The sequence below is a fragment of the Streptomyces sp. NPDC052020 genome (assembly GCF_040680575.1).
Taxonomy (GTDB): Bacteria; Actinomycetota; Actinomycetes; order Streptomycetales; family Streptomycetaceae; genus Streptomyces.
In genome coordinates this window covers 1-26,291 of record NZ_JBFAWY010000050.1, presented here as the reverse complement: position 1 = coordinate 26,291, position 26,291 = coordinate 1, and the positions used below count along the sequence as shown (strand labels likewise).

Annotated in this window: 24 protein-coding genes and 7 pseudogenes; 13 read left to right on the top strand and 18 right to left on the bottom strand. The window is 69.9% G+C overall.

Going from position 1 to position 26,291, the window contains the following annotated elements:
• Positions 1–47: 47 nt before the first annotated feature.
• From AB0L74_RS31905 to AB0L74_RS31895, 3 genes and pseudogenes are all read right to left on the bottom strand, one after another.
• Positions 48–968 (bottom strand): annotated as a pseudogene (locus AB0L74_RS31905) (phage/plasmid primase, P4 family); the annotation flags it as partial.
• 554 nt (positions 969–1,522) lie between these two features.
• The gene (locus AB0L74_RS31900) at positions 1,523–1,948 is read right to left on the bottom strand and encodes a hypothetical protein (protein ID WP_365660158.1); all 426 of its coding nucleotides are present in this window, start codon (positions 1,946–1,948) and stop codon (positions 1,523–1,525) included.
• On the bottom strand, positions 1,941–2,360 hold the full coding sequence (locus AB0L74_RS31895) for a hypothetical protein (RefSeq protein ID WP_365660155.1): 420 nt from the start codon (positions 2,358–2,360) through the stop codon (positions 1,941–1,943). The genes AB0L74_RS31900 and AB0L74_RS31895 overlap by 8 nt, the downstream gene beginning before the upstream one ends.
• A 26-nt stretch (positions 2,361–2,386) precedes the next feature.
• Between AB0L74_RS31895 and AB0L74_RS31890 the strand changes: the two are divergent.
• Together AB0L74_RS31890 and AB0L74_RS31885 are read left to right on the top strand one after the other, a co-directional pair.
• Positions 2,387–2,689, top strand: a pseudogene (locus AB0L74_RS31890) (transposase); the annotation flags it as partial.
• Positions 2,690–2,984: 295 nt separating this feature from the next.
• Positions 2,985–3,278, top strand: coding sequence for a hypothetical protein (locus AB0L74_RS31885; RefSeq protein WP_365660153.1), 294 nt, complete (start codon positions 2,985–2,987; stop codon positions 3,276–3,278).
• On the opposite strand, the gene AB0L74_RS31880 is transcribed toward AB0L74_RS31885, so the two are convergent.
• The 4 genes from AB0L74_RS31880 to AB0L74_RS31865 form a co-directional block, all read right to left on the bottom strand.
• Positions 3,228–3,689, bottom strand: coding sequence for a hypothetical protein (locus AB0L74_RS31880; RefSeq protein ID WP_365660151.1), 462 nt, complete (start codon positions 3,687–3,689; stop codon positions 3,228–3,230). The two genes, AB0L74_RS31885 and AB0L74_RS31880, sit on opposite strands and share 51 nt — an antisense overlap.
• A 278-nt stretch (positions 3,690–3,967) precedes the next feature.
• Positions 3,968–4,600 (bottom strand): DUF6099 family protein, encoded by a 633-nt coding sequence (locus AB0L74_RS31875; protein WP_365660149.1) that lies wholly within the window; start codon positions 4,598–4,600, stop codon positions 3,968–3,970.
• Positions 4,601–4,603: 3 nt separating this feature from the next.
• A complete protein-coding gene (locus tag AB0L74_RS31870) occupies positions 4,604–5,116 on the bottom strand; it encodes a sigma-70 family RNA polymerase sigma factor (RefSeq protein ID WP_365660147.1) in 513 nt (170 codons plus the stop codon).
• 485 nt (positions 5,117–5,601) lie between these two features.
• A protein-coding gene (locus AB0L74_RS31865) for an IS5 family transposase (protein WP_365660144.1) occupies positions 5,602–6,419 on the bottom strand; the annotation gives its coding sequence in 2 pieces (ribosomal slippage) (positions 5,602–6,065 and positions 6,065–6,419; 819 coding nt in all).
• Positions 6,420–6,702: 283 nt separating this feature from the next.
• Between AB0L74_RS31865 and AB0L74_RS31860 the strand changes: the two are divergent.
• Positions 6,703–7,592 (top strand): annotated as a pseudogene (locus AB0L74_RS31860) (transporter).
• Between the two features lie 272 nt (positions 7,593–7,864).
• On the opposite strand, the gene AB0L74_RS31855 reads toward AB0L74_RS31860, so the two are convergent.
• Positions 7,865–10,003 carry an FUSC family protein gene (locus tag AB0L74_RS31855; RefSeq protein WP_365660142.1) on the bottom strand — a complete coding sequence of 713 codons (2,139 nt, stop codon included), beginning with the start codon at positions 10,001–10,003 and terminating at the stop codon, positions 7,865–7,867.
• Between the two features lie 146 nt (positions 10,004–10,149).
• Here AB0L74_RS31855 and AB0L74_RS31850 point away from each other — a divergent pair, with 146 nt between their 5' ends.
• The 5 genes from AB0L74_RS31850 (at position 10,150) to AB0L74_RS31830 (ending at position 15,568) form a co-directional block, all read left to right on the top strand.
• Positions 10,150–10,569, top strand: coding sequence for a MarR family transcriptional regulator (locus tag AB0L74_RS31850; protein ID WP_365660139.1), 420 nt, complete (start codon positions 10,150–10,152; stop codon positions 10,567–10,569).
• Between the two features lie 538 nt (positions 10,570–11,107).
• A complete protein-coding gene (locus AB0L74_RS31845) occupies positions 11,108–11,974 on the top strand; it encodes an FAD binding domain-containing protein (RefSeq protein WP_365660138.1) in 867 nt (288 codons plus the stop codon).
• Positions 11,971–12,516 (top strand): (2Fe-2S)-binding protein, encoded by a 546-nt coding sequence (locus AB0L74_RS31840; protein ID WP_365660136.1) that lies wholly within the window; start codon positions 11,971–11,973, stop codon positions 12,514–12,516. The genes AB0L74_RS31845 and AB0L74_RS31840 overlap by 4 nt, the downstream gene beginning before the upstream one ends.
• Positions 12,513–14,888 (top strand): xanthine dehydrogenase family protein molybdopterin-binding subunit, encoded by a 2,376-nt coding sequence (locus AB0L74_RS31835; protein ID WP_365660133.1) that lies wholly within the window; start codon positions 12,513–12,515, stop codon positions 14,886–14,888. The genes AB0L74_RS31840 and AB0L74_RS31835 overlap by 4 nt, the downstream gene beginning before the upstream one ends.
• A 20-nt stretch (positions 14,889–14,908) precedes the next feature.
• Positions 14,909–15,568 (top strand): SRPBCC family protein, encoded by a 660-nt coding sequence (locus AB0L74_RS31830; RefSeq protein ID WP_365660131.1) that lies wholly within the window; start codon positions 14,909–14,911, stop codon positions 15,566–15,568.
• A 42-nt stretch (positions 15,569–15,610) separates the two neighbouring features.
• Here AB0L74_RS31830 and AB0L74_RS31825 read toward each other — a convergent pair whose 3' ends face one another.
• From AB0L74_RS31825 to AB0L74_RS31795, 7 genes and pseudogenes are all read right to left on the bottom strand, one after another.
• Complete coding sequence (locus tag AB0L74_RS31825) at positions 15,611–16,138, bottom strand: hypothetical protein (RefSeq protein WP_365660129.1); 528 nt, start codon at positions 16,136–16,138, stop codon at positions 15,611–15,613.
• A 29-nt stretch (positions 16,139–16,167) separates the two neighbouring features.
• Positions 16,168–16,827 carry a hypothetical protein gene (locus AB0L74_RS31820; RefSeq protein WP_365660126.1) on the bottom strand — a complete coding sequence of 220 codons (660 nt, stop codon included), beginning with the start codon at positions 16,825–16,827 and terminating at the stop codon, positions 16,168–16,170.
• Between the two features lie 2 nt (positions 16,828–16,829).
• Positions 16,830–17,741 (bottom strand): nucleotidyltransferase, encoded by a 912-nt coding sequence (locus AB0L74_RS31815; RefSeq protein WP_365660123.1) that lies wholly within the window; start codon positions 17,739–17,741, stop codon positions 16,830–16,832.
• Between the two features lie 141 nt (positions 17,742–17,882).
• Positions 17,883–18,361: pseudogene (locus tag AB0L74_RS31810) on the bottom strand (DUF6415 family natural product biosynthesis protein).
• A 122-nt stretch (positions 18,362–18,483) separates the two neighbouring features.
• Positions 18,484–19,470 carry a zinc-binding alcohol dehydrogenase family protein gene (locus tag AB0L74_RS31805; RefSeq protein WP_365660120.1) on the bottom strand — a complete coding sequence of 329 codons (987 nt, stop codon included), beginning with the start codon at positions 19,468–19,470 and terminating at the stop codon, positions 18,484–18,486.
• Positions 19,471–19,584: 114 nt separating this feature from the next.
• On the bottom strand, positions 19,585–19,743 hold the full coding sequence (locus AB0L74_RS31800) for a DUF6207 family protein (protein ID WP_365660117.1): 159 nt from the start codon (positions 19,741–19,743) through the stop codon (positions 19,585–19,587).
• A 350-nt stretch (positions 19,744–20,093) separates the two neighbouring features.
• On the bottom strand, positions 20,094–20,996 hold the full coding sequence (locus tag AB0L74_RS31795; RefSeq protein WP_365660114.1) for an NADP-dependent oxidoreductase: 903 nt from the start codon (positions 20,994–20,996) through the stop codon (positions 20,094–20,096).
• 160 nt (positions 20,997–21,156) lie between these two features.
• Between AB0L74_RS31795 and AB0L74_RS31790 the strand changes: the two genes are divergently transcribed.
• From AB0L74_RS31790 to AB0L74_RS31780, 3 genes and pseudogenes are all read left to right on the top strand, one after another.
• On the top strand, positions 21,157–21,570 hold the full coding sequence (locus tag AB0L74_RS31790; RefSeq protein ID WP_365660111.1) for a helix-turn-helix domain-containing protein: 414 nt from the start codon (positions 21,157–21,159) through the stop codon (positions 21,568–21,570).
• Between the two features lie 114 nt (positions 21,571–21,684).
• Positions 21,685–21,780, top strand: a pseudogene (locus AB0L74_RS31785) (recombinase family protein); the annotation flags it as partial.
• 267 nt (positions 21,781–22,047) lie between these two features.
• Positions 22,048–22,254: pseudogene (locus AB0L74_RS31780) on the top strand (transposase family protein); the annotation flags it as partial.
• A gap of 356 nt (positions 22,255–22,610) precedes the next feature.
• Here AB0L74_RS31780 and AB0L74_RS31775 read toward each other — a convergent pair.
• Together AB0L74_RS31775 and AB0L74_RS31770 are read right to left on the bottom strand one after the other, a co-directional pair.
• A complete protein-coding gene (locus AB0L74_RS31775) occupies positions 22,611–23,873 on the bottom strand; it encodes a Bcr/CflA family efflux MFS transporter (RefSeq protein WP_365660108.1) in 1,263 nt (420 codons plus the stop codon).
• Positions 23,870–24,394, bottom strand: coding sequence for a MarR family transcriptional regulator (locus AB0L74_RS31770; protein WP_365660105.1), 525 nt, complete (start codon positions 24,392–24,394; stop codon positions 23,870–23,872). Before AB0L74_RS31770 ends, AB0L74_RS31775 begins: the two co-directional genes overlap by 4 nt.
• Positions 24,395–24,479: 85 nt before the next feature.
• Between AB0L74_RS31770 and AB0L74_RS31765 the strand changes: the two are divergent.
• Together AB0L74_RS31765 and AB0L74_RS31760 are read left to right on the top strand one after the other, a co-directional pair.
• Positions 24,480–24,662 (top strand): annotated as a pseudogene (locus tag AB0L74_RS31765) (hypothetical protein); the annotation flags it as partial.
• A 633-nt stretch (positions 24,663–25,295) separates the two neighbouring features.
• Positions 25,296–25,583 (top strand): hypothetical protein, encoded by a 288-nt coding sequence (locus AB0L74_RS31760; protein ID WP_365660103.1) that lies wholly within the window; start codon positions 25,296–25,298, stop codon positions 25,581–25,583.
• A 137-nt stretch (positions 25,584–25,720) separates the two neighbouring features.
• Here AB0L74_RS31760 and AB0L74_RS31755 read toward each other — a convergent pair.
• A partial coding sequence (locus AB0L74_RS31755; protein WP_365660100.1) for a class I SAM-dependent methyltransferase occupies positions 25,721–26,291 on the bottom strand: 571 nt, incomplete at its 5' end.

Sequence of the window (26,291 nt, the reverse complement as noted above, 5' to 3'; positions counted from 1 at the left end):
GGCATCGGCCGGCGGGCAGGGCCCGGCGGGGCGGTGAGGGTAGTGGATCATGCGTCACTGACCAGGGCCAGGCCGGGGTAGTACTTGCGGCCGTTGGATTGGATCATGTCGGAGGGTGAGCTGAGGCCGAGGTCCTGGCGGACCCGGGTGGCGAACGCGCGGGCGGTGGCGGGGCGGATGCCTTCACCGGAGTGGCACCAGGCGGTGTACTCGTTGTAGAGCAGGCCCTGTTCGACGCGGAGTTCGGCGGCCGCGTCGGGGTTGCGGGTGCAGCATTCGGCGAGGAAGCGGCCGATGTGGTCCTCGGTGGTGGCGTAGGCGGTGGTCGCCATCCGGACCCGGTCCGGGCCTTCGAGGGGGTCGCGGGTGGTGAGGTAGCGGCGGGCGCCTTCGATGAGCCACTGCAGGATGCCGGGGCCTTCGTCGCGGACGAGTTCGAAGGCGAGGTTGTCGATGCGCCGCTCGGCGGGGACGGTGCGGGTGAAGGGGATCAGGCGGATCCGTCGCCAGAAGGCGAAGCCGCCGGTGGAGACCTCGGGGCGGTGGTTGCCCAGCAGCCACAGGTGGTGGGTGGGGCTGAAGGAGAAGTAGTCCTGCCGCATCCGGCGGGCCTTGATCTTGTCGCCGCCGGTGAGGAGGCGGACGCGGGCCTCGTCGAACTTGTCGTTGGGTTTCAGTTCGCTGCATACCACCAGGCGGCGGCCGTGCAGTTCGGTGAGTTCAGTGGAGTGCTCGTTGTAGGAGCCGCGGTCCATCAGGAAGCCGGGCGGGGCCGCGTCGGCGTAGTCCCCGAGGATTTGGATCATGGTGTCGAGCAGGACGCTCTTGCCGTTCTTGCCCTCGCCGTGCAGGAACGGCAGGACCTGGGCGCCGACGTCGCCGGTGATGGAGTAACCCAGCAGCAGGTGCAGGAAGCTGATCATTTCCTGGCCTTCGGCGTCGTCGCCGAAGGTGCCGGCCAGGAAGCGGTCCCAGAGAACAGCTCCGAGCCTTCGCAGTATCTCGGAGATTACGTTCATGATCACATGTCTCCCGAAATGATTGATCGTAATGCTGCTGTCGCCTTTGACGTACACGTCCGCCTCCCCTCCGTCGTCGTTCGCTGCGATCTGAAGAAGACCAGTGTCCGGGTGTTGAGCTGTCACGTATGGACTCAATACCTCCTGGGGAACATTCATTTCCAGGGGCGCCGATTCGCCTTCTTTGAATCGGTGCATAAACACGTCGTAGCTCACAATTCTCTCCAGATCGATCACGCCAGTTGACACGCTGACCCGCCTCAGCGCTCCCCTCGGCACGGCGGCGCATCAGGCCCACCAACACCTGCTGGACAGCCAGCGGGCCCAGCGGAACGGTCCAGCGTCGGCGCCGTCGACCGCACGTGCTGTCGACGCGGGTCTGCCCTTCGGCCTGCATCAGTGGGCAGCCATCAGCCCCAGCTCGGTGTGCCAACCGGGGCTGACGTAGATGCGACCGCGCAAAATATCGCCTACGCGACGAGGGCTCTGCGGGCTTCAGCCAATCAGGGCTTCCGGAGACGGCTTACGTGAACCATCGCCCCGTGCGCGTGCCCGTCCGGCTCCTCGACCTGGAATCCGGCCGAAGCGAGGATACCCATCAAGGCAGCTTGCATAACGCTGAGCACGTCTTCATAGTGCCGGACTGCTGGAGGTGGGTTTTCGAAGTCGATTCCTCGCGCGAACAGATCGAGTGCCGGGGAGCTCAACTTCTTGTCTGTCTCCCAGTCAACGAACACGCCGCCTTCGACGAACGGCTCGATGTGCACTGCGGCTCCCGGTCTTCCGTCCGTGCCACCGTCGAGGTCGGCCCGGTAAGCAGGGAGACCGGCCCAGGTCAGGTGCCGGCATACCTCGTCGGCCAGTTCGTGGCGCTCGGCGATGATTTCCGGCGGAGCCTTGGGAGGGAGGTCGAATCCCGGTTCAGTCATGTGCACCTCGTTCCTCGGTCTGCTGTTCACCCGTCAGAGAGCGCATCGCACGCCCGCCGCGGGCCTTCGCGATGTACTCGGCCAGCAGATTCTTCGCCGACTTCCAATAGTCAGGGTGGTAGGGGACCGAGTAGGTCACGGGAGTGCCCGCCTTGAGGGCACCGGCCAGAATCGCGTTCAGCGCGGCGGCAGACGCCTTGGTGACCTGCGCCTTCTGCTGTCCGACCAGCAGTGCCCGGCCGCGGGGTGCGCCATCGCGGTCGGCGATGGCGTAGGCGGCGTTCAGGAACTGGCCGGTGCTGGTGTCCGCCGTGCCCGCGATCTGGGCCTGCTGCTTGATCACGTCGAGCTGCGTCTGCGCCGCCGCCCGGGCCTTGGTGATGCCGACGTTCGCCTTGGTGAACTGCTGCACCGTCGGGTAGTCGAACCCGCCGCCCCATCGACCTGCTGCCGGACCGGGAGGCGTCCAGCCTGGCGGCCTGGCTCGCCGACCGGCCGGGCATCGAGGTCGTCTGCCGCGATCGGGCGCCATTCTTCGCCGAAGGCGCCTCCGCCGGCGCCCCGCGGGCCATCCAGGTCGCGGACCGGTGGCACCTCTGGCACAACCTGAGCGAGGCGGCAGAACGGACCGTCGCCCAGCACCGCCGCTGCCTGCGAGCCCTTGTCCCGGCCGCTCGCGAACCCGAGCCCGAACCCGCTCCGGAGGAAGAACCGTCCGGTTCACCATGGCCGACCGGACACCTGTTCGCCGACCGCACCAGAGCCCGGCACGCTGCCGTTCACGCACTCCTGGAGGCAGGACACAGCTTGCGTTCGGTGCAGCGGCAGCTCGGCATGGCCTGGCACACCGTTAAGCGGTTCGCCGACGCCGCGAAGCCGGAGGACCTGTTCACCGGCCAGTGGCAGAACCGGCCCTCGGTACTTGATGACTACAAGCCCTACCTGGACGACCGCTGGAACGAGGGCTTCACCAACGCGTGGAAACTGTGGGAGGAGATCGTGCCCCTCGGTTACAAGGGCAGCTACCAACGCGTTCGTGCCTACCTGCACGCAGGACGACCTGCCCAGCCTCCACACCCTCGCCGCCGGCATCGACCGCGACATCGACGCCGTCACCGCCGGACTGACCCTGCCCTGGAACTCCGGCGTCGTCGAAGGCCACGTCAACCGGATCAAGATGCTCGAGCGCGCCAAATGTTCGGCCGCGCCGGATTCGACCTCCTGCGCAAGCGTGTCCTGCTCGCATGACGAAGCCTGTGACCTCGCACCGCAGGAACAGCTACACCGGCTCCTCATACAGGTCGATCTCGGAGGGCCTGCGACCCAGTAGCAGCGCGGGATGCTCCTCCATAGCGGCGAACCACTCATCGAGATCCGCATCTGCGTCGTGGAAGAACCAGGAGTCGAAGCTGCCCAAGGCATCCAGATCTGGTTCGGGCTCGTAGCGGAGTTCGCAGTGAACCTGCACGTAATGGTCGTGCTCGCCGCCGGCGTCAGAGACGCCGAACTGCCGCGTGAGATCCACCGTGAACATTGGTCGCCCGCTGAAGGCGTACGCGCCGTATTGAAAGAGCAAGCCGTCGGAGTCGGGCGTGGGCGCCGTGCCAAAGCGCCTCCGCCCGAAACGCGTGAAGGCGAGCCATGCACTCCGAGTGGTCCACTCGGTCATCTCCGACTGCCCCGTCACCAGCTCGGCCCGCAACAAGCCGAGGGCTTCCTCCAGCCGTGGCCTGTCGGGCACGTCGGCTCCCTTCGTTGAGTGAACCAGCACCCTAACCTGGTGGGGCCGGATTGAATCCAGCCCTGACCACCAAGGCTGGCCTCGGGGAACAGCGGTACAGCGGTTAACGCTAAGCTGGTGATCACGGGATCGATGCAGGTCGTGGGTGGGTCTATCGCAGCTCGGCGTTCGGGTGGGGCTGGGCCTGGAGCCGTTCGCGTAGCTCGATCTCCTCGGCGGTGAGCGGGACTTCGGGTCGGCGGATACGTGCGCCTCTCCCGCCTCGTCACTCGCGGAGCTCAACTTCCGCCAGCTCCCGACGCCAGCGACTCACGGTCCAGGTCCACAAGCCTGCGCAACAGCCCGCGCACAAGGTCGGAAGACTCATCGGCCGCATCGATGGCCTCAACACATCGCCAGTAGACGGATTCGTCGTCAATGACCCTCGTCGCAACTTCGACGAGTGCGATGCCGACGTCACCGAGCAGTCCAGCCAATGCTTCCAGAGTGCGCGCAAGGTCCGAGACCCCGGTTAGCATCGCAGCCCTCGGTACGCGGGTCGCCCACACGGCCGCATCCCGGTCGATGGCGCCACATCCTCTGCTCCCGGCCTCGGCAAGACCCCGTGCCCCGCTTCGCAGGTTAGCCGGGCCGGTGGCCGCCAGCGCCGCACCGATTGCCTGGACAAGCGCTTGCGCCTCCAGCGCCTCCGTCAGAATGTTCTCTGTCGACGGGCTCTGCGCTAGGGCATGACGGCAGGTGGCGATCAGAAGCGTGGCACGGCTCGAGGAAGGGGCTGAGTCGCCCGACGAGTACTGGGAACTGCTGAGCCTCTCCCTCATTTGCTCGCAGCGCGCGGCGACGCCCTCGGGGTCGCTCCACATCTCGTCGACTGCACGCGCAGCATCACGGAGTCGGTCGTCGATACCCATGGATCAACCTCCCTCGTCCTCGCCGAGCAGCACTCTCAGTGCTTTGCGAGCGTGGTGCAGATGAGTCTTCACCGACCCGGTCGAGATGCCCATGATGGCGGCGATCTCATCAAGTGGCAGGTCGTACTGCGCCTGGAGCGCGACAGCCCTGGCCTGCTGCGTGGGAAGCTTGCGTACCGATTCCAAAATGTCCGTACGGGCATCGCATACTGCGAACTGATCCCTGGGCCTCACGAATCGCGAATCGTCGGGGAGCAGATGCGGATCCGTACTTAAGCCGAGTCTACGACGCGCCTCCTGCGCGTCACTAAGGCGTTGGCCCGCGACCTTGAACAGCCAGGCGCGGGGATTTTCGAGGCCGCAGACTGTCGTCCAGTACCGATGGGCACTGATCATGGTCTCCTGAGCGGCGTCGTCGATCACGGATGCGTCGCCCTCGAGCCAGATAAGATATCTGCGCACCTGAGGCTCCCAGCGGGCGAAGAACCGTTCGAAAACGTCGTCACGAGTGTCCACTTCCTCCCCCTGACCCGGTGCCCGCACCTGCCCCGCCTGGCCGGTCGCCTTCCCTCATCGCCGGCGTGCTGTCAGGCATCCGGTCAAGGAACACCCGCAGTGTTGCCCGGCGTTCCCGCTCCAGTCCCATACGGGCCCGGCCACGGGCCAGCTCGTGGAGAACATCCCAGTGGCTGGAGCTCCCGTGACGGCACCGGACCACCAGACCAATGGCGGCAACCACGGTGGGTGCCAGAATTCCCATCAGCTCAACCGTCATGCTGCCCTGCTCCTCACTCGCATGCGGGGCACTCGCCACCGCGCTTGTGCCCACTACAGGACCGGGACGGCCAAAGGGTTGAACGCGGAGAAGCCCGTATCGCGTACAGACGGCTGGAACACACCGGGATCGGCAGACGGCTACCGGCAGGAGAGCCGACTCGGCCTGACTCGTCAGTGGCCCCTCTGCCGCATCCGGCGGGTGCGCATGCGGCTTAGACCGTGTCCTACGTGGTGAGGCGGACGAGTCGCTTGTAGCAGCAGAGGGCGGCGGCAAGACCGAGGAATCCCAGGTAGTTGCGGGGATCGCGTTCGTAGCGGGGGCTGAGGCGGCGGTAGCCGGACAGCCACGACATCGTCCGCCCGATGACCCATCGACGGCGCCCCAATCTCTCGCTGGACTCGATGTCTTTGCGGGCGATCCGTACGCCGATCCGCTTGCCTCGCAGCCATCTGCGTAGGTCGGCCCGGTCGTAGGCTTTGTCGACGTGGAGGCGCTGGGGCTTGAAGTGGCGGCCGCGGTGGGGGTCGTGTCTCGTTTGGTGCCCCTCCACCATCGGCTTCAGTCCTTCGCTGTCGTGGACGTTGCCGGCGGAGACGCCGACAAGGAGGGGCAGGCCGTTCGCGTCCGACAGGATGTGCATCTTGGAACCCGGCTTGCCCCGGTCCACGGGGCTCGGACCTGTGTGTCCGCCCCCTTTTTGGCCCTGACGTGGGCGGTGTCGAGGATGACGCGGGAGACGTCCAGGAGCCCGGCGTCATCCAGGCGGTGCAGCACGGCTTCGTGGAGCCGGCCCCATACGCCAGCCCTCGACCAGATCAGGAACCGGCGGTGGACGGTCGACTTCGATACCCCGAAGCAGGGCGGCAGCGACCGCCAGGCGCACCCGCTGACCAGCACGTAGACGATGGCCGCGAACACCGTCTCATCAGGCGCGTTCTGCGTTCCCCCGCCCTGTGGCCGCGTCCGTTGCACCGGAATCAGCGGCTTGGCGATCTCCCACAAGCCATCCGGCACGATCCAGCTCCACGTTCCCCGCCCCATACCGAGCCAACGTCCGCCTCACCACGTAGGACACGGTCTTAGAAGGTGCCTGCTCTATCCATTGAGCTACGGGGACTGACTGCGGAAAGGCAGTATCCCAGGTGCTTGCCCATGGGGTCTGTGGGACGTATGTGGGATCTTCCAGCTTCCTGGAACGGTGGGACGCGTGTGTCCCGGTGGCCCGGACGTAGGGTCTCACACCATCTTCACAGGGCCGAAGCCCTTCGCGGAAACAATCCCAGGCCCGCCCGGCGTTGACGATCTCCGAGCCGAGGAGGGGAAGGTGTCGGGCCTGAAGCTGTTCCACACGACGACGAGCGGCGCGATCGAGGTCGCGCCGCGTCTCGCCGAGACCGAGGCAGACGTGCAGGGCATGGTCGAGGCGCACATGGAGACGGTGCTGGGCGTCCGGTTCCTGGCGAGCGAGTACAGCACCGGGCCGGTCCACGGAGGCCGGATCGACTCGCTCGGCTGGACGAGAACGGATCCCCCGTCGTGGTGGAGTACAAGCGCGGTCTCGACGCCGGCGTCATCAACCAGGGGCTGTTCTACCTGAGCTGGCTCGTGGACCACCGGGCGGAGTTCGAGCACCTGGTCCGCGACCGGCTCGGGGCTACGGCCGCGGCCCAGGTGTTCTGGAGCAGCCCGTGGCTGATCTGTATCGCCGGGGACTTCACCCGCTACGACGTGCACGCCGTGCGCGAGCACCGGCGCAGCATCGACCTGGTCCGCTACCGGCTCTTCGGCAGGGACCTGCTCGGCCTTGAGACCGTGGCTTCCGTGAGCGGCAGCGTGCAGGTGGTCCGCCGGGCACGGTGCGGGGCGGCTGCCCGGGCGGCGGCCGATGTCCAGGGCGCGTCGATGGTGGAGTTGGCAGGTGCGGTCGACGAGGTCCTGCTCGGGCTCGGGGACGGCGTGAACCGGGTGGAGCGCGAGACCTACCGGGCCTATCAGCGGCTGCGGAACTTCCCCTGCCTGTACCCGCCGCAGCGCAGCAAGCTGCTGGTCTACCTGAAGGTCGACCCGGAGGACGTCGACCTTGTTCCGGGCTTCATCCGGGACGTGTCCGGTCTCGGTCACCACGGGACGGGTGATCTGGAGGTGCAGCTCGGTATGCCGAGAGACGTGGAGCGGGCGCAGGACCTGTTTTGGGCAAGCTACGCGGCTGCGTGATCGCCCGCTGCTCCGGCCTCGTGGCGGGCTGCGCTACGTGTCGTGTCTGCGGTCGTGAGAGGAGCCTCTCGACGTGCGGGCAGGGCGTGGCGGTGGACTACCTATGGTGCGCGGGATCGCCGGTTTGGCCAACCGGCGATCCCGCGCTATGTTGCCCCGCTCGTGTGGGCCGGTGATCAGCGTGAACGGCTGGTGGGACGGCTGGCCGTGACCGCCGGAGGCACGAGCATCGGTCGGACGGAGTGTCGCGAAGCAGCTGCCCGTGGGCAGTGTCACCTTTCACGGCCGGCAAGGGTCGTTCGTTTCCGGGGTTCGGGAACCAGGACGACGTGCGCGGTGGGTGTTGTGGTGCTGTCGGCCGTGGCGACCAGCAGGTGGCGGCCGGCTTGGGCGGGGCGGAGGACGTAGCGGCCCTGGCTGTCGGTGTAGGCCACGTCCGCCTGAGCGCCGACCGGATCTATCAGGGTCACCGGGGTGTGGGGCAACGGGCTGCCGTTGAGGTTGCGTAGTTGTCCGTATACCAGGTTTTCGTCGGTGGGGAGCGGCAGTCCGTCGCCGAGCGCGGCGCGCAGCCGGCGGAAGGCGTCCCGGGCATACGGGGTTGCCCAGTCGGCGGGCAGGTCGCCGGGCCGGGGCGCGCTTCCGCGTGCCGCCGCCTCGGCGAGCGCGTCCAGGGCGTGGACGGCACGGGCCCGGTCGGTCGTGGACAGCGGTTGGGCGGCCAGCTGGAAACCGAGCTCTTGCAGGGCGAGGAAGGCGGGCCACAGGGCGAGTGCCGCCTGAGGGGGGCGGATGTCATCGAGCGCCTGGCGAAAGGTGCTGCCGGTGTTCTGCACAGCGGCCAGTACGGTGCGCCGCCGGATGCGCTCGGCATGCGGACCGGAGACCTCGGTGGTCAGGGCCCGGATGGATGCGGCCAGTTGCCCGCGCAGCAGGACGGAGTTCGGCCGCCGCCACAGTGCGAGCGCGGTCAGGACGGCTACCGCGCAGCCGAGGGCGGTGGTCAGCAGTCGATCGTCGAGCATGGGCAGGTAGGCACCGGAGCCGCGATAGGACAGAGGCAGGACGCCCGGAGTGAGGACAGCCATGGCGAGAGCCGAGTTCTTGGCCAGGAAAGGCTGGGCGAAGCCGACCAAGGCGGCGGCGAGCAGAACCACCATGGTTCCGGTGGGGTGCCAAGCGAGCACAGCGGCGGTCGCGCCCAGCCCGAGCAGGGTACCCAGACAGCGCTGTACCGCGCGGTTGACCGTGCCGATGCTGCCGGGCGCGAGCAGTACCGAGCCAGCCGCGATCATGGCCCAGTCGGGCCGGGGCAGCCCGGTCAGGTGGGCGAGCCCGCCGGCTGCCAGTACTGCGCCGCCGGTTCGCGTCGCGTAGCGCCAGGTGAAGGAGTGCCCTCGGGCTCCAGCGCCCAGGGCTGCCCACAGGGAGGGGTAGCGTCCACTGTCCATCGGGTGGTGCTCGGCAGGTGGGGCGGTGCCCAAGGACCGTCGGGCGTCGGCGAGTGCCTGGTGCAGACGTGCTGCCGCGTCGGTCGGAGTGCCGTACCGGGACCCCGGCTGGTGGCCGCCGTCCTGGATCGGGGCCTGTGCCGGTCTCAGTGGCCCGCGCCGGGCCTGCTGCGCCAAGCGGTGCGCCGTGTCGGAGGCGGCGGCGTGCCAGGTGTCCAGCGTGGAGCGATGTGTGGTGCGCGACAGCGCTCCGGCGGCGGCCACTGCGGTAGCCGCGTACTGGCACAGGTTCACCAGCCGCTGCCATTCTCCGCTGCGCCGCAGCGCGTCGGTGGCTCCGCGGCGGACGGCCTCCCAGGCCGCGTCCAGGTCGGTGACCGCCGCATGGCGGGCCGTTTCGGCCTCCGCGCCGCCGGCCGCCGCGATGAGCGCGGCGAGGGAGTGGTAGACCCGCGCCACCGCCCGGTATTCGGCGGCTCGCCCCACTGCCAGCGTCTCGGCGATGGTGACCAGCAAGCCGACGCTGGCTCCGATGGTGACCCAGCCGAGCAGGGACGGCAGTTGGCCGGCCGTCACCGGGACCGTACTGCACAAGGTGTAGGCGAGCAGGTAGAGGAACCCGCCTGGTGGCGCGGCCCGGAGGGTCAGGCAGAGGTAGTAGCAGGCGGTGGTGAGCGCCGCACCCGTGCCGATCACTGCCCAAGGGGAAGCGTGCCAGGCGGAGAGCGAGAAGCCGGCCATCGCCGCCAGGGCCAGGGCGACGCCCGCGACGGGGGCCAGCCGTCGGCGGTGCGCACCGGGCGTGCACTGCTCCAGCATCACATTCCAGCTGCCGATGAAGGCGGCCAGCCCGGCGGTGAGTCCCGCGGTCTCGTACGCGCTGACGAATACTGCGGCGCCGGAACCGGCCACCAGCAGCGCCTGGCCCCACAGCCACGGGCCAGGACTGAAGGCCAGCACGCCGCGGAGCGTGAATCGGCCCCTTGGCGGGGCCTGGAGACTGTGGTGGGCTCGGCCGGTCAGTTGGATCACCTCAGCGACTATAAGGAGCCTTATTTAGGGTACCCTAACATCCGGGCGGGGTGGGGGCTGGTTAGGGTGCTGTCATGCGGCAAAGCGATGTGGGAACGAGTGACGCCTGGCGGGCGGGGGTGCTTCTGCGTCAGGTGCACCAGCGCAAGCACCAGGCGATCGACGCGGCGCTGGCGCCGCGCGGCACCTCCATGTCGCAGTACGTGGTGCTGCTGGCCATCGCTGAGCAGCCGGACGCCTCTTCGCATGAGGTGGCGGTGCGCACCGCGCAGACGGATCAGTCGGTGGGTGCCATGCTGCGCCGACTGGTGGACGAGGGGCTCGTGGAGCGGACGCACGGCAACGGGCGGATCTATCGGCACCGGCTCAGCGCGCGCGGGCGTGAACTGGTGGAGCGTTGTGAGGGCCCGGTGCACAGGGTGCTTGCCGAGGAGTTCTCCGCGTTGAGCGCCGAGGAAGTGGCGCAGCTCAGGGAGCTGCTGGAGCGGCTGTGACCTGCGTCGGTCCGGGCGTGACCTCATGGATCGGTGCCGAGGTGTGCCGGGATGGATGCCGTCGCCGCCCCGGCGGGCGGCGACGAACTCGACGGCGTCCGCCGGGGCGGCGGTCTGGGTGAGGATGCGGATCGTGGTGCGGGGGCCGGTTCCGGACGGGATCGACGCCCGCTTTCTCGGGTGCCGGTGCGGCCGGCCTCCCGCCACCTTGTCGGTGTAAGGGGAGCGCTCGCGTCGGCGGTGAATGCCGCCAGGGCCTCGCGGAGCGGGACTCGACGGCCGAGGAAAGTTCCGACACCGGGTTCCCGGCGAAGTCGGTGGCGCCGGCGACGATCACCCTCGGCCGAGGTGTGAACGGCAGCACCAGGTCGCAGCGCCGACGTCGGGAACGTCCCGCACGGTCGGCTCTCTCCACATCAGAGGTCAGGGGTTGACAGCATCGCCGTTCACGGCATCTCCTGTCTAAGGCTCCTTATATTTTAGCCCTTAGTAATTCCGCCAAGGCTGACCGGCTCGGGCGGGAGGATCAGGTGGTGCAATGAAACCGGGCCCCTTCGACTACATCGCCCCGACGACGCTGCCCGAGGCGTTGCGGCTGCTCTCCGATCCCGAGCGGGACAGCAAGGTTCTGGCCGGTGGCCAGTCCCTGATTCCGATGCTCAACATGCGTCTGGCCCGTCCCGAGCTGCTGGTCGACATCACCCGCGTCGCCGAGCTGAACCGGCTGGGCGTGGACACGGACGGGGCAGTGCACATCGGTGCCGCGGTGCGGCAGTCCGCGGTGGCCGCCGACCCTGCGGTCCGCGCCGGATGGCCACTGCTCGCGGCGGCCGTCGAGCAGATCGGACACCCTCAGATCCGCAACCGCGGCACCGTCTGCGGCAGCCTGGTACACCATGACCCGGCCGCCGAGCTTCCCGCGGCGGCACTGGCCCTTGACGCGCGGTTCACCGTTGCCCGGATGGACGGCTGGCGGAGCGTCGAGGCCGGGGATTTCTTCCTCAGCACCTTCGCCACCGCCGTGGAGCCGGAGGAGATCGTCACCGAGACGGTCATCCCGCCTCTTCCCGCCGGGACGGGCTGGGCCTTCCGTGAACTCGCCCAGCGTCGCGGCGACTTCGCGGCCGCCGGCCTGGCCGTCCTGCTGCGGGCCGACGGCGCCGCGGTCGACTCCGCGCGCATCGTCTACTGCGGTGTCGGCAGCACCCCAGTACGTGTGCCGGAGGCCGAACAGGCTTTGCTCGGGCAGGAGTTCGGCGACGCGGCGATGGCGGACGCGGCTCGGGCGGCGAGCGCCGTCCTCGACCCGCCCGGGGACCTGCACGCCAGCGCCCAGTGGCGGCGGGAAGCGGCGGAGGTCCTGCTCGTACGGACCCTCACGGAAGCATGGGAGCGCACCGCATGAACACCCCCACCGACCGTCGCCGGGCCGAGCAGCCACCGCTGCCGGAGCCCACGGCCTGGCACGAGGTCCACCTCACCGTCAACGGCGAGTCGGTGGTCGCCGAGGTCGAGTCGCGGCTGCTGCTCAGCGACTTCCTGCGGCAGCGCCTGGGCCTGACGGGCACGCACGTCGGCTGTGAGCACGGCGTCTGCGGGGCCTGTACGGTGCTGATGGACGGCGTCCCGGTGCGTTCCTGCCTCACCCTCGCGGTGCAGGCCGCCGGCGCCGAGGTGCGCACCGTGGAGGGTCTCGCCGAGGACGGCGAGCCACTCGGGCCCGTGCAGCGCGCCTTCCACGAGCAGCACGGCATGCAGTGCGGCTTCTGTACCCCCGGCTTCGTGATGACCTGCACCGCCCTGACCGAGCGCGCCGAACGCCCGGACGAGGAGACGGTGGCCGACGAGCTCAGCGGCCACCTGTGCCGGTGCACCGGCTACCAGAACATCCGCGCCGCGGTGCGCCAAGCGCTCGACGAGAGCTTCGGCCCGCAGGAGGCGGAATGAACACCCCGCACACCGACGCCCCGTACGGCGGAGCATCCGGCGGTCCCTGGATCGGTCGCGGCCTGCCGCGCGTCGAGGACGAACGCCTGCTGCGCGGGCACGGCCGCTATGTCGACGACATCCGGCTCCCGGGCACGCTGGAGGCGGCCTTCCTGCGCAGTCCGCACGCGCACGCCAGGATCACCCGGATCGACGCGGAGGCCGCCCGCATCATGCCCGGTGTGTGCGCCGTCTACACCGCCGCCGAGACCGCCGCACTCCCGCCGGTGGTCAATGAGGCCGAGCTGCGGGTCCCCGAACCCCTCGCGCAGGCGCTGAACCCGCTCGTGCGCAAGCTGCCCTACCCCGTGCTCGCCGACGGACGCGTCACCTTCTGCGGCCAGCCGGTGGCCATGGTGATCGCGGAGAGCCGTTACCTCGCCGAGGATGCGATGGAAGCCATCGAGGTCGACTACACACCCCTGCCGGTGGTGGTCGACCCGGACGAGGCGCTGCTTCCCGGTGCCCCGCTGATCGAGGAAAGCTGGGGAGACAACCTGGCTCTGGAGGCCGCCACCTCGGTCGGCGACCCGGACGCGGCCTTCGTCGGCGCCGCCGTGGTGGTCGAGGAGAAGTTCCACGCCCACCGCTATGTCGCCTCCCCCATCGAGACCCGCGCCGTGCAGGCCGCGCCGGGCGCCTACGACGGGCGCATGACGGTGTGGTCCAACACCCAGACCCCGCACCGGCTGCGCGACCACATCGCCCAGTCACTGCAGCTGTCCGCCGAGGCCGTGCACGTGATCGCGGCAGACGTCGGCGGCGGCTTCGGCCAGAAGGGCATCATCTACACCGAAGAGGTCCTCATCCCCTACGCTGCGCAGAAGTTGGGCGTGCCCGTGCTGTGGCGTGAGGACCGCAACGAGAACCTCGTCGCGGCCTCTCACGCCCGCGAGCAGGTGCACCGGATCGCGCTCGCCGCCGACGCCGACGGAAAGCTCCTCGGCCTGCGCGACGACTTCGTGGTCAACTTCGGCGCGAGCACCTTCACCGGACTGGTCGTGCCCTACAACTCGGTCGTCCACCTGCTCGGCCCCTACCGGGTGCCGAACGTGGACATACGGGTCCGCGCAGCCCTCACCAACACCGCGCCCACCTCCCCCTACCGCGGCGCCGGCCGCCCGGAGGCCGTCTTCGCCATGGAGCGGGCCCTGGACCGGCTGGCCCGGAAACTCGGCATGGAACCGGCCGAGCTGCGCACCCGCAACCTGATCACCCCCCGGGAGCTGCCCTACCGCACCGGGTTGCTGGACCGGGCCGGCAACCCCCAGGAGTACGACTCCGGCGACTTCCCGGAGCTGCTGCGCCGGGCCGTGGAGATGGTCGGCCTACCCGAGGTGCGCAAGCGCCAGGCCGAGATCGCGGCGGCGGGCTCGGACCACCGGGTCGGCGTCGGCTTCGCAGTCTACCTGGAGGCCACCGGTCTCGGCCCGTTCGAGTCCGCCCGCGCCTCGGTACTGCCCGACGGACGGGTACGGATCGCCCTGGGCACCCCCTCGCAGGGGCAGGGCCACCGCACCAGCATGGCCCAGATCGCCGCGGACGCGATCGGCGTCCCCTTCGCCGCCATCGAAGTGGTCGGCGGCGACACCGACACCGTGCCGCACGGGGTGGGCACCATCGCCTCACGCGCCCTCGTCACCGCGGGCAACGCCACCCATCTGGCCGGGCTCCGGCTCCGCGAGCGCATCCTGGCCGCGGCGGCCGACCGACTCGGCGTCCCCGCCGGAGAGCTGACCCTTCACGGGAGCACCGTCCAGCACCCCGGATCCGGCGTTTGCGTCGGCCTGGCGCAGCTCGTCGCCGACGGCCGCGAGCTCAGCGAGACCGCCTACTTCCGCCCGCCCGGCTTCACCTTCTCCAGCGGGGCCAGCGCCGTCGTGGTGAACGTCGACACCGCCACCGGGCACGTCACCATCGAAAATTACGCGGTGACCCACGACGCCGGACGGATCGTCAACCCCGTGATCGCACACGGGCAGGTCGCCGGCGGCATCGCGCAAGGCATCGCCGGAGCCCTGTACGAGGAGATGCGCTACGGCCCGGACGGCCAGCCCGTCACCACCACCTACATGGACTACCTCGTCCCCACCTCCGCTGAGATTCCCGACCTGCGACTGGCCGAGATCACCACCCCGAGCACGCTCAACGCACTCGGGGTCAAGGGCCTCGGAGAGGGAGGCGCCATCGCCCCGCAAGCCGCCATCGCCAACGCCGTCGAGGACGCCCTCGCGCCGTTCGGCGTGGTCGTCCGGCGCGGCCCACTCACCCCCGACCGCATCCGGGACCTCCTGCGGGAGGCATCCGGCGCCACCACTGCAGCGACCGTCTGAACCACCCTGGGAGGAACACCATGCGACTCGAGAACCACTTCACCGTCCCGGTCCCGCTCGACGACACCTGGAAGCTCTTCCAGGACATCAGCGCCGTCGCCCCCTGCATGCCCGGCGCCGTCCTGGACACGGTCGAGGACGACAGCTTCACCGGCCGGATCAAGGTCAAGGTCGGCGCGGTCCAGATGAGCTACCGCGGCCAGGGCACCGTCACCCGCAACGAGGCCGGGCACACCGTCACCCTCGACCTGAACGGCAGCGAGACCCGCGGAGCCGGAACCGCCTCGGCCAAGGTCACCGCCCAGCTCACGCCGGACGGGGACCGCACCCAGGTCACCGTCCGCACCGACCTCGACCTCACCGGCCGGCCCGCCCAGTTCGGCCGCGGCATCCTCGCCGACGTCGCCGACCGCCTCGTCCAGCAGTTCGCCGCCAAGCTCGCCGAATACCTCAGCACACGCCAACCAGGAGGCGACGCGAGCACCGTCGCCCTGCCGGGGGCCCACACCTCCACCCCTCCCGAGTCCTCGCCGTCCGAGCCCGAAGCCGTGGACCTGGGCGCCGCCGTACTCCCCGTCCTCGCCAAGCGCGCCGCCAAGCCCGCCGCAGCCCTCACCGGCGCCGGCCTGCTCATCTGGCTCCTGGCACGTCTGCTCCGCCGCTCCCACCGCACCGGCTGAAGATCGGATGCCGCGACGTCCGCGGTTCCGTTCGCAGGATCATCAGTCGTCTTCAACGACCAGCGGGGACGGGTCACTTTCCCAAGCCAGGTCGAGGACGTACCGTTCGGTATGCGGGGTGTGCCGCCAGTCGTCCGGCAGGCGGGCTTCCGGCCCGAATGCGGCCAGATCGCGCAGTTTCGCATCGTGATAACTGCCCATGGCCTGGCGGCCGGTCCACCAGGCGGTTCCCCGGTACACACCTGGGCGGGGCAAGGTCATGTCTCCTGCGGGGCCGTAGCTGAGCTGGTTGACGACCAGGGCTCCTGTTTCGGACTCGAGGGTGATGGCGAGGTGGCCTTCGGCGTCGCCCGGAGCAGGGGGCGGTGCGTCCCAGATGCGGATGTCGACCTGGGCGGGGATGTGGGCCTGAAGGCTGTAGAGGTACAGGTGGTAGCCGTTGCCGGCCACCACCTGCCGACGCGCGGCGTCCATGGCGGCTGCGTCGTCGAGGTAGGCGTCGGCGTCATACACCTCGATGAAGCGACGGCCTGGAACGCCGTTGACGCTGTACTCGGACAGGAGCCCCATGAACGGGCCTTTCTCTCAGCGGGTGATCTTCACGTAGAACGGGTCGCCGTCCAGTTGCTGGTGTGCGCCGGGTCGGCGGCCTGAGCTTCAGCGAAGGTGCCGTAGTCGGTGGATCGGTCGAGCAGGGTGAAGTCCATGTCGCCGGCGGTGAACCGGCTGGTGTAGTAGTGCCCGGTCGCGGCCTTGGGCTGGAGACCGGTGACCGCGATTCGGCAGGCCCCTTCGTGCCGCGGGCTTCGATGCTGGTGCTCCACGCGGGGCGTGTTGTCGTACAGGAATCCGATCTCGGCAGTTCCCGAGTTCTCGGGGGCGCTGATGGTGGCGTTGCTTGACCGCGAGGTGCTCTCCTTCGTGCGGAGCGTGGCGTGCAGGCTCCAGAAGGTCTGCTCGATCGTCATGTACGTGGTGATCGGACCGCGGTTCCCTCCCTCCGGGATGTGGCTCTCCGGGCTCGGGACAAGCACTACCCGCCAGGTGCCTGTGACCCAGGAACGGCCGGTGAACCGGTGGATGACGGGCCAGTGCCAGGCCCACTTGTCGAACACGACGGTGCCGTAGCCCACGAGAGCCGGGATGTACGCGAACAGGTACCGGAACTCGGACGGGTACAAGCCCAGGACGACCAGGACGACTGTGTAGAGGGTGGCGGCGATGGTGGCGCCGGCGCGGATGGTGGTCGCGGTGTTCATCGTCAGCTCTCGTAGTCGAGGTAATACCACGCGCGCTCGATCAGCTCGCGCGCGTCCTTCTCCGTCCACTTCTGGCCCTCGCCGAACACCTTCTTGATCCCGTTCGGCTCCACCATGCGTTGATAGCCGAACCAGGCTCCCGTGAGCTGCCGGTAGACGTCCCGCAGGCTCTCGCGGACCACAGCGTCCAGGCTGCCCTCGCGGAGAAAGACGTCGTCCGGGACGTTGTAGATCAGGCACTCGGAGAAGTACGACGGAAGGGCCTTGATCACACCCTCGGAGGCGAGGTCGTTCTCGACGTTCTTCAGCACCCGCACCACGAACTTGTACCGGTACTTGGTGTCGGTGTTCTTCGTGCGGCCGTTGGCCAGCTGGAGCTCGGGCCAGTTGATGACACGCTTGCCGTCGCGCCCGTAGACGACGCTGCCCACGTACTCCCCGCCGGGAGCCGTGGTGTCGTAGGCCACCCACTTGAAGCACGGCACCACGTCGATGCTGGGACGGCTGCCCACAACCTCCGGAACGTACAAGGCGAGGTTGTGGTCCGTGTCCACCGAGCCGAAGTGGTTGGTGAGTGCGTCCTCGACCTCCTGGCGGAGCTTCTGCCGGGTCCACGGCCCCGTGTAACGGGCCGGCTGCCCAAACCACCAAGCCGCCAGCCCCTCCGTATGGAAGGGGTCGTTGAGCTTCACCATGATGTCGACGTCGCTGTCACCGCGGACGTTGGTGTTGTTAGGGTACGAGCCCTTCGACGCCACCGTGATGTCGAGTGCCTGGAACGGCTCGTGTCGGAGCACCGCCTGTTTCACCATGCGCTCAGCGCGCTCCAGCCGGAGCTGTTCGGAAGCACCCGGGGGGTTCTTCCACTTGTTGATCAAAGTGATCCGCTGTTCATACGTCAGCTGCCGTGCCATGAACGCCTCCATGCTTGGCGCGCCTGCGCCGGCCAACAGCGTACGAGCGGGCACTGACAGCGACACACCGATAAATCCGCACGCGGCCAGGCGGGGAGCTTGCCCCGCGGGGCCAGGGGGGAGCGGTACCGCTTCCAGGGCCTACACGCGCTGGGGTGCGATGACCGGGAATTTTGAGCTGCGGCATCGCACTGGTGTGCGTGTAGGACCTGGGATGTTGGGACGCTCCCCCGGCGAACTACGGTGCGGCCGTGGCGGGTCGGTGAGGCGGTCCAGCCTGGTGTAGAGGGTCTGTACGAGGCGGGTGCGGTTCTGGACGCAGCGGGCGCCCTTGGGCGGGGCGGACAGACGGCCGTCGGCTTCGCGGAGGACGACTTCGGCGAAGGGGCCGCGGCCGTCGCTCTTGGGCAGGGCGGCCGCGAGGCGTCGGACGTCAGCGGCGACCGCGCGGGTGTGCCCGGTAAGTCGGAGGGCGATTCGCTCGTAGTCGCGGGGTGCGAGATCCGGGTCCTTCCACGCGGGGACGGCGGTGACGAGTGCCCCGTGCGGGGCACGGTCCTGGGGAGTTCGGCCTCGATCAGGCCCTTCGGGTCGTGGAGCACGGTGTAGGTGCCGCTCATCGGGCGCCCGCCGCGTCGTCGTCCTGGTCGTGGCAGGTCGGGAGCGGCCTCTGTCCGCGGCTGCCGGGAAGCGCCTGCGGCAGCAGTCGGCCCCACTCCCGGTGCCGGCGCCCTCGAACACCTCACATCAGCACCGCAAGCGTCCCCCGGCCTCCCCCCTTGCGGCGGGTCTCGACCGCCTCCGCGATCCGCTCGAACGGCAGGGCCATGGTGCGCAGGGCGAGTCGTCCGTCGGTCAGATCGCCAAGCAGCCGGTCGAAGACCTCGGCGGGGACATGGCGGCGGACCATGCTCATCGGCAGCAGGGCGATGTCCCGGGCCATCAGCGCGGGCAGGTCGACCCGGAGGGTGGTGCCGGCCACGTAGCCGATCAGGACGGCCCGCCCTCCGGGCCGCATGGCCTGGAGGAAGTCCGGGACGGTGTTTCCGCCTACGGTGTCGAGCAGGATGTCTACCTCCCCCTTCTCCGCGGCCTCATCGGAGGTCGGGCGGACCAGGACCTCATGCGCGGCGCCGGGCACAGCACCGACCGCGCCTTCGTCGCGGACCACCGCGACCACGTGGGCGCCGGCCCGCGCGGCCAGCTGCACACAGAGCGAACCGACAGCGCCTGCCGCGCCGGTGACCAGCACCCGCTCCCCCTTCTCGACCCGGCCCACCGCCTCTACCGCGGCCCATGCGGTGGTCGTCGGCGAGTAACAGGTGGCGGCGAGCGCGGCGTCCGCTTCCTGGGGGACCTCGCGGATCGCGCCGACCGGGACCGCGACACGCTCGGCCCAGGTGCCGTGCCGCTCCAGCCCGATGCCTCCGCCACGCACCAGCACCCGGCGTCCCAGCAGCGCGGCGCCGCTCTCCACGACGGTGCCGACGCCCGCGGTGCCGGGGGTGAACGGCAGCGCGGGCCGGTGCGCGAAGGTACCGGTCATGACGGTGAGGTCCAGGTGGGTGACGGCGGCGGCCTCGACTTCCACGGTCACCTCGCCACCCCCTGGCAGCCGGGGATCCGCGATCTCCTCCAGGCCGGGTGCGGTGTTCCAGGTGTGCAGACGAGCGGCAAGCATGGCGTACTCCGATACGTACGGCTGGGTGACGACGTCCCAGGAGAGCACCGCAACGACACCAACGGCCAATACCGCCACAGACCGAAAATGCCCGCGCCTGCAAGCACCCGGGCAAGATCGAGTCCTGCACGTCGCGCCTGTGGTGGTGCGGTGTGGGAGGCATCACGACATGACGTGGTCCCTGCCGGAACCGATGCTGACCGTGGCCGTGGACAGCCCGGCCCTGCCCTGCCCCCCGGGTGGGCCGCCGAGCCGAAGTGGGACGGTCTCCTGGCGCAGGTCGAGGTAGCAGCGCAGCCGCACGCCGGGCTCGCCGGCCATCCTGGTCGTCTGTCGCCGTCGCCCAGCGTGCGGCGAGCACTTCTTGCCCGTCCCGGCTCCACCGCCGCGGTGACGGCGACGGAGCGTGGTGGCCCCGGCCGACGCGCAAACCCGACCGGCACGGGGCTGTCGCCGGCCGGAAGCCGCACAAGCCCCCGTACAGAGCTGAAACAGCCCCTCGCTCCCGCGCTCCACCAACCGGTCGGGTGGCCCGGTCTCGGTGGAGGCGGCGGCCCCGTCGGTGTTCAGGCCCTGCTCGACGGCGATGGCGCGGTGGCAGAGTGACCGGTCGGTGCCCCGGCGGCACATGTACACCGTGCCGCCGGGGCCGTCGTCAGCGGGCGAGCGGTTCACGGCACGATGACGAGTCGCCCGCGCAGGCCCCCCTCGGTCAGGCGCGCGTGGGCCGCGGCGGCGTCCGCGAGAGGGAAGGTCCCGGCGACGCGGGCCAGCACGATGCCCTGGTCGGCCAGTCGGGACAGCTCGGCGAGCCTGGTGCCGTCGGCGCGTACGTCCAGGGCGTCGACGCGGATGCCGCGCTCGGGCGCCGGTTCCTGGCCGGGCCACACGCCGACGTAGGCGCCTCCGTCGCGGACCGGCGCGAGGGCCGCTCCGCCGAGCATCGCAGCATCGACGGCACCGTCGAAGGCCGCCGAGGGGAGGGCCGCGTCGCGGGGCAGGAAGTGGTCGGCGCCCCGGGAGCGCAGAAACTGCTCGTCGCGCGCGGAGGCGAGAGCGGTGACCTTCAGACCGCGGTGGTGGGCGAGTTCTACGGTGTGCGCGCCGACGCCGCCCGCCGCACCGGTGACGAGCAGGTTCTGCCCGGGCTGGAGGCCGGCCATGTCCAGGGCCTGCGCGGCGGAGAGGGCGTTGAGGGGGAGTGCCGAGGCATGGGTGTCGTCGAGGGTCTCCGGGGCCGGTGCGATCCCGTCCGCGGGGAGGATGGCGTACTCGGCGTGGGTTCCCAGCGGGGTGTGATGCCCGGTGGCCAGGCCGATGACGCGGTCGCCCGGGGACCAGCGCACCCCGGGGCCCACGCTGTCGACGGTGCCGGCGACGTCCCAGCCCAGGCCGATCCGCTCGCCGGTGCCGCCGAAGACGCCGGCCCGCATCGCCGCGTCCACGGGGTTCAGCGCGGCCGCCCCCACCTTGACCCGCACCTGCCCGGGGCCGGGGTCCGGTACCGGAACCTGCGTAATCTCGACTGCCTCGGGTCCGCCGAAGCGGGACACGGTCGCGGCACGCATGAACATGCTGTTCCTCCTGCGATGGGTGGGGTGGTGCTCGGAGACGCACGACGAAACGGCATCGTCCGGCCGTTTCTTACCTTTGGTACGCGACCCCACCCTGCGTCACCATGGAAGCCCGTGCAAAAGGCACACGCGTGTAAGAGAGACGAAAGGCGGGCACACCATGGCCCCCGAATCCCCGGCCGATCGAGTACCGGAGCGGACGGGGCCGTGCGCCCGCTGGCCCGCCGAGCACGGCGAGACCATGCGGCAGATCGTCGAGCGGGCCGGAGACAAGTGGAGCGTGCTCGTGATCGGCACCCTGGAAAACGGCCCCCTGCGCTACACCGACCTCCAGCGCTCCATCCCCGGCATCTCCCAGCGCATGCTCACCCACACCCTGCGCCAGCTGCGCCGCGACGGCCTGGTCACCCGCACCGCCTACCCCGAGGTCCCGCCACGCGTCGAGTACGCGCTGACCGGCCTGGGCCGCACACTGCTCGACGCGGTCACCGCCCTGATCGACTGGGCGGGCACCCACCACGACGAGATCACCGCGAACCGTGCCCGCTACGACAGCGAGGCCGCCGCCGGCTGATGCGCAGTGCGGTGCCTCCCGACTGCGGCCCACCGAGGAGACCACTTCGGAAACCCGCACCGGCATCCGTGTCTACGCCAGCCCGGCCGGACACCCACCGCCCTCACTCACCGCCGGCACCCGCGCACCGGCGAGCTGCTGTCCACCGTGAAGTTCATGGTGCGGACGCCCGCCGCCGGCGAACTCCAGCGCGATCTCCAGCGGGAACTGCCGGCCCTCGGGGTAGAGGACGTGCCCGGGCCTGAGGTCCCGTAGGTCAGCACGCGCTGACCGGCACAGGGCACGTGCAGTCGGCGCAGCCGGGCCACCACGCGGCGCAGCAGGCCGACCACCACCGGCCGGTCGTCGGGCGCGCACCGGTCGGCGCCGAGCCGCTGCACGCAGGTGGCACCGGACAGCCCGTTGAATTTGCGCTGCGAGGCCCCCGGGTTGTTGATGGAGATGTCTGGCGTCTCAACCAAGCAGCCCAGGGCCTCGTTGGTCATCTATCCTGCCGCACTCGACGTGCCGCATCCGCTCGTGGAGTGGGTCACCATGCTCATCGTCACCCGCGAGGGGGACCGGCGCTGCAAGCCGCGCCCGTCTCAACGCGCGATGGTGGCGCTCGTGTACTTACGTGAGCACATCACGTTGGCGCAGATCGCCGCAGGTTTCGGGATCAGCGAGTCCGCCCACGCCTACACCGTTCAGGGCCCTGCCGCGGCGCTCGAGCCGCCAGGCAGAGAGCACCGGCTCGATCAACTCCCAGCGGGCATCGGACAGATCACTCGGGTACGGGCGTCGCGTCGGCATGCTTCCGGCGTACCGCCACGGACCGAGTGCGCCCAGGCGCACAGCAACAACAACGGAAGCACGCGTCCGCGAAGGCCGGGCGTCCTGGGATGAGACAGGCACAGGTCACTTCCCGCCTCACCCATCACCCCATCCGACCAGCAAGAATCAACCGCATCTCCAGCAGCACGAGCACCACAACCCGACGGCCTGAAAATCGCTGGATACACGATCAGTCCAGGTGAAACCGACCTCTCAGTTCCTGTTTGCTATCCGTGCTCGGACCGCTGAGGCGGTTCGGAGGTCGCTGTTCTGGTGAGGATCGCGGCGAGGGTGGCAGCGGCGAGGCAGCTGGTCATGACGGTTGCCATCGGGGTGGGGCTTTGGGTGCCGAATTGCCCGACGAGGGGTGAAGCTGCCGCGCCGAGGAGGAACTGGCCTCCGCCCAGCAGGGCTGAGGTGGCTCCGGGGGCAGCGCGGCCGCGGCTCTGCGCAATGGTGATCACGGCGGGAAAGAAGACGCCGAACGCGGTGATGGCGGTCAGCAGACACAGCCAGGTCAGCAGCATGGTGCTGCCAGTGGTCGTCTGGATGAGGAGGAGGGCGGCTGTTCCCGCCGTGGCCACGGTGCCGCTGGCGATGAGCAGGGTTTCCGGGGAGCTGCGCCCGGCCAGTCTGCCGTAGGCCAGGCTGCCGGTCATGTTGCCGATGGCGTTCACGCCGTAGACCAGGCTGGCCAGGGATGGGGACAGGCGGTAGATGTCCTGGAAGACGAAGGTCGTTCCCGCGATGTAGGCGAAGACGGCGGCTCCGCCGAAGGCGAGGGCCAGGGCGGGCATGATGACAGCACGTCGGCCGGCAACACGGCCGATGGCGCGCAGGCTGGAGGACAGCCCACCGGTCAGACGCGCTTGAGGCGGGTGGGATTCGGGAATCCAGCGCAGCACGCCCAGGGCCAGGAAGAGGCCGGTGACGGCGAGGGCGGCGAAGACGTAGCGCCAGGAGACCACCAGCAGCAGGGCGCCGCCGAGCAGGGGGGCCAGGACCGGGGCGGTGGCGGTGATCGCGCCGAGCCGGGAGAAGACGGAGGGCAGTTCGCGGTCGTCGAAGAGGTCGGCGACGACCGCGCGGGAGACGACGATTCCGGCCGCTCCGGTGATGCCCTGTCCGACTCGGGCCGCGTTGAGCACTTCCACGGTCGGCGCCAGCGCGCACGCGGCGGAGAACGCGGCGAACAGCAGTGATCCGGCGATGAGGACGGGGCGGCGGCCGGTCGCGTCGCTGAGCGGGCCCAGCAGCAGCTGGCCGATGATGATGCCCGCCAGGAATCCGGTCAGCGACATCTGTGCGCCGGCGGCGTCGGTGCCCAACGACCGCGCCAGGTCCGGCAGAGCAGGCACGTACATGTCGGTGGCCAGCGGGCTGGCAGCGCTCAGACCTGCCAGGACCAGCAGTAATCGGGCGCGCCGGGCAGCGGCGGTTCGGGGGCCGCGCGGACCGCGGGATGTCTTGTCGGCGGAGGACGTAGTCATAGTGCGGCAGCCGCTCCCCGTGTCTGTCCGGACGTCGTTTCAGGCCCGTGGTGGCCGCGGGGCACCTCGGCGGCCGCCACCTGCTCGAGCAGACCGGCGGCGATCTGCAGCACGCCGCGTTCGGCGGGCGACAGCGTCTGCGCGAGCGCCGCGGCCAGCCATGCGTTGCCGTCGCGGACGTGCGCACGCAACGCTTCCCGCCCTGCCTCGGTGATCACGATGTTCTGGCGCCGGGCGTCCACCTCGCTGCGGGAACGGTGGATGCGGCCCTGCTCCTCCAGTTCGTTGAGCACCCGGGTCAGTGACTGTGCCTGCAGCCCTTCGATGGCAGCCAGGTCGGACGGGGTCAGCGCTCCGCTGTGGCGCAGGTTCGCCAGGACCGATGCGGCCAGCCGTGACAGCGGTCGGCTCCGGCCCGGTTGCTCGGCCCGGAGCCGGGACGCGAGCCGGGACACCGCCCAGCGCAACGACTCGGCCAGGGCCAGATCATGTTGATCCTGATCGTCTGCAACATCACTCATAGATGCCAAGCTAGAACTTGGTATATGAAGGCGCCAACCCTGAAGGAAGATATTTTTGCCAAGAGAAAGCTTCTCACTGACCTCGCAGTCGATCGAGGTCCGTTTCGGCACCTCCCAAGCCGGGGCCCTCGACGCGCTCTATGCCACCGCCTCCGTGGACGCGGTCGTCCCCGCGCACCCCGAGATCGACTGGGAGAGGCTGCGCACGATGGAGCAGGGCCGGCGCTCCCCGCTCGCCGCGCTGGCGAAGCAGGCCGCCCCGGCCTGACCGGGCCACTGCCCGCACGGCGCCGCCTTGTCCGGCGGGACGGGTGGCGTCGCCGGGCGGGGCAGCCGCGGCGGCGGAACAGGCCACGGCGGGACCTGCCCGGCTCCTGGCTGCGGTTCTCCTCCAGGAGCGGCTGCATGGCGGCCTGGAGACAGCCGGTTTCGGCGGCGGGCTTCGCTGGCGGCGGTAGAGAGCGTAGCCGTCGGGGCTGTCGAGCGCGGCCGTCAGCGTCTGCTCGCCCTCCCGTCCCAGCCGCCACCACACCGCCGCATCCGCGTCGTGCTCCGTCAACTGCTCAAGGGTGGTGAAGACGACGGGCACCACCTGGCCGCAGTCCTTCGCCGTGATCACCTCTTGGTAGTAGGTCTCATACCGGCGCGGAGCCCAGAAGCGGCGGCCGGCCTCCCCCAGCACGGCGACCGTGTTGTCGACCTTCGCCTTGGTGGTGTCGGCGAACACGAACGCGAGTGGCACCAGGCCCTCCCGGCCGGTCGGCGGGTAGACCCGCCGCCACAGCCGCTTCTCATGGTCGACGTGCTCGATCGCGTCCGGCCGGGAGCGGACCAGGTCCACGGTGTGCCTGTCCGCGTCCTTCGGGAGCAGCCGGCCCCACTCCCCGTACCGGCGCAGCTTGTGCACCAGGTCGTGCGCGTCCTCGGTGCGGCGGTCGATCTCCAGCAGCAGCACCGGCACCCCGGCCTCCGGCGCCCGCACCACCAGGTCCGCCCGTTGGACGTAGCCGCCCGCGAGCCGGTGCCCGATCTCGGTTCGGAAGCCGAGCCGGTGGCCGATCCCGGCGCGGTGGAGTTCGGCGGCCGACGAGGTGACCGCCGCGGCATGGTCGTCGTAGCCGGTGCCGAGCGGCTGGCCCGTGACCGGGTCGTACGACACGATCGCGTGATCGTGGAGCAGCGGCTTTGAGTCCGTGCGATTACTGCGCCACGACCACGGGCTCCACCCGCCATAGGCGTGGGCGGTGGCGGGGGGTGAGCAGGGCCGCGAGGGCAGCGGTCCGGGTGAAGCTCACACCGAAGTCCTTCCGAAGGTCACTGGGAGGCTCAACGAACGGCCAGCATGCCGTACAAAAGCGGGATCCGCGGCTCGGGCAGCCGCCACCAGCCAGACTCCGTACGGACCATCCGCGGCCAGCGCGGCCAGGGGAGCTCGTCGCTCTCCCGCAGTCGCCGGACACTCATTCCCGCATCCGTCAACGCGTTCACGACCTCTCCTATCCCGTGCATCCACTCGTAACTGTCCGTGGCGCCCTGGACGGCCGGGCCGTCGGTGTAGGTGTAGGTGGCATCCCGGTGCACCGGTCCGGAGCCCCCCAGGTAGTCGTGGCGCAGCAGCAGCTCCGGTCCCTCACCCGGACCCGGTGTCGGGCCGAGCGCGTTGAGCAGCGGGTGAAACTCCACGACGTACAACCGCCCGCCCGGCCGCAGCAGCCTGGCCACGACATCCGCCCACCGGTCGAGGTCGGGCAGATAGCACAGGGCGCCCTTGCCGGTGTAGACGACGTCGAACCGCCGGCCCCCGAGCGCCGCCACGGCGTCGTACACGTTGGCCTGGACGTAGGTGACGTCGAGGCCCGACTTCGCGGCGAGGTCCCGCGCGGCCGTCACGGACGCC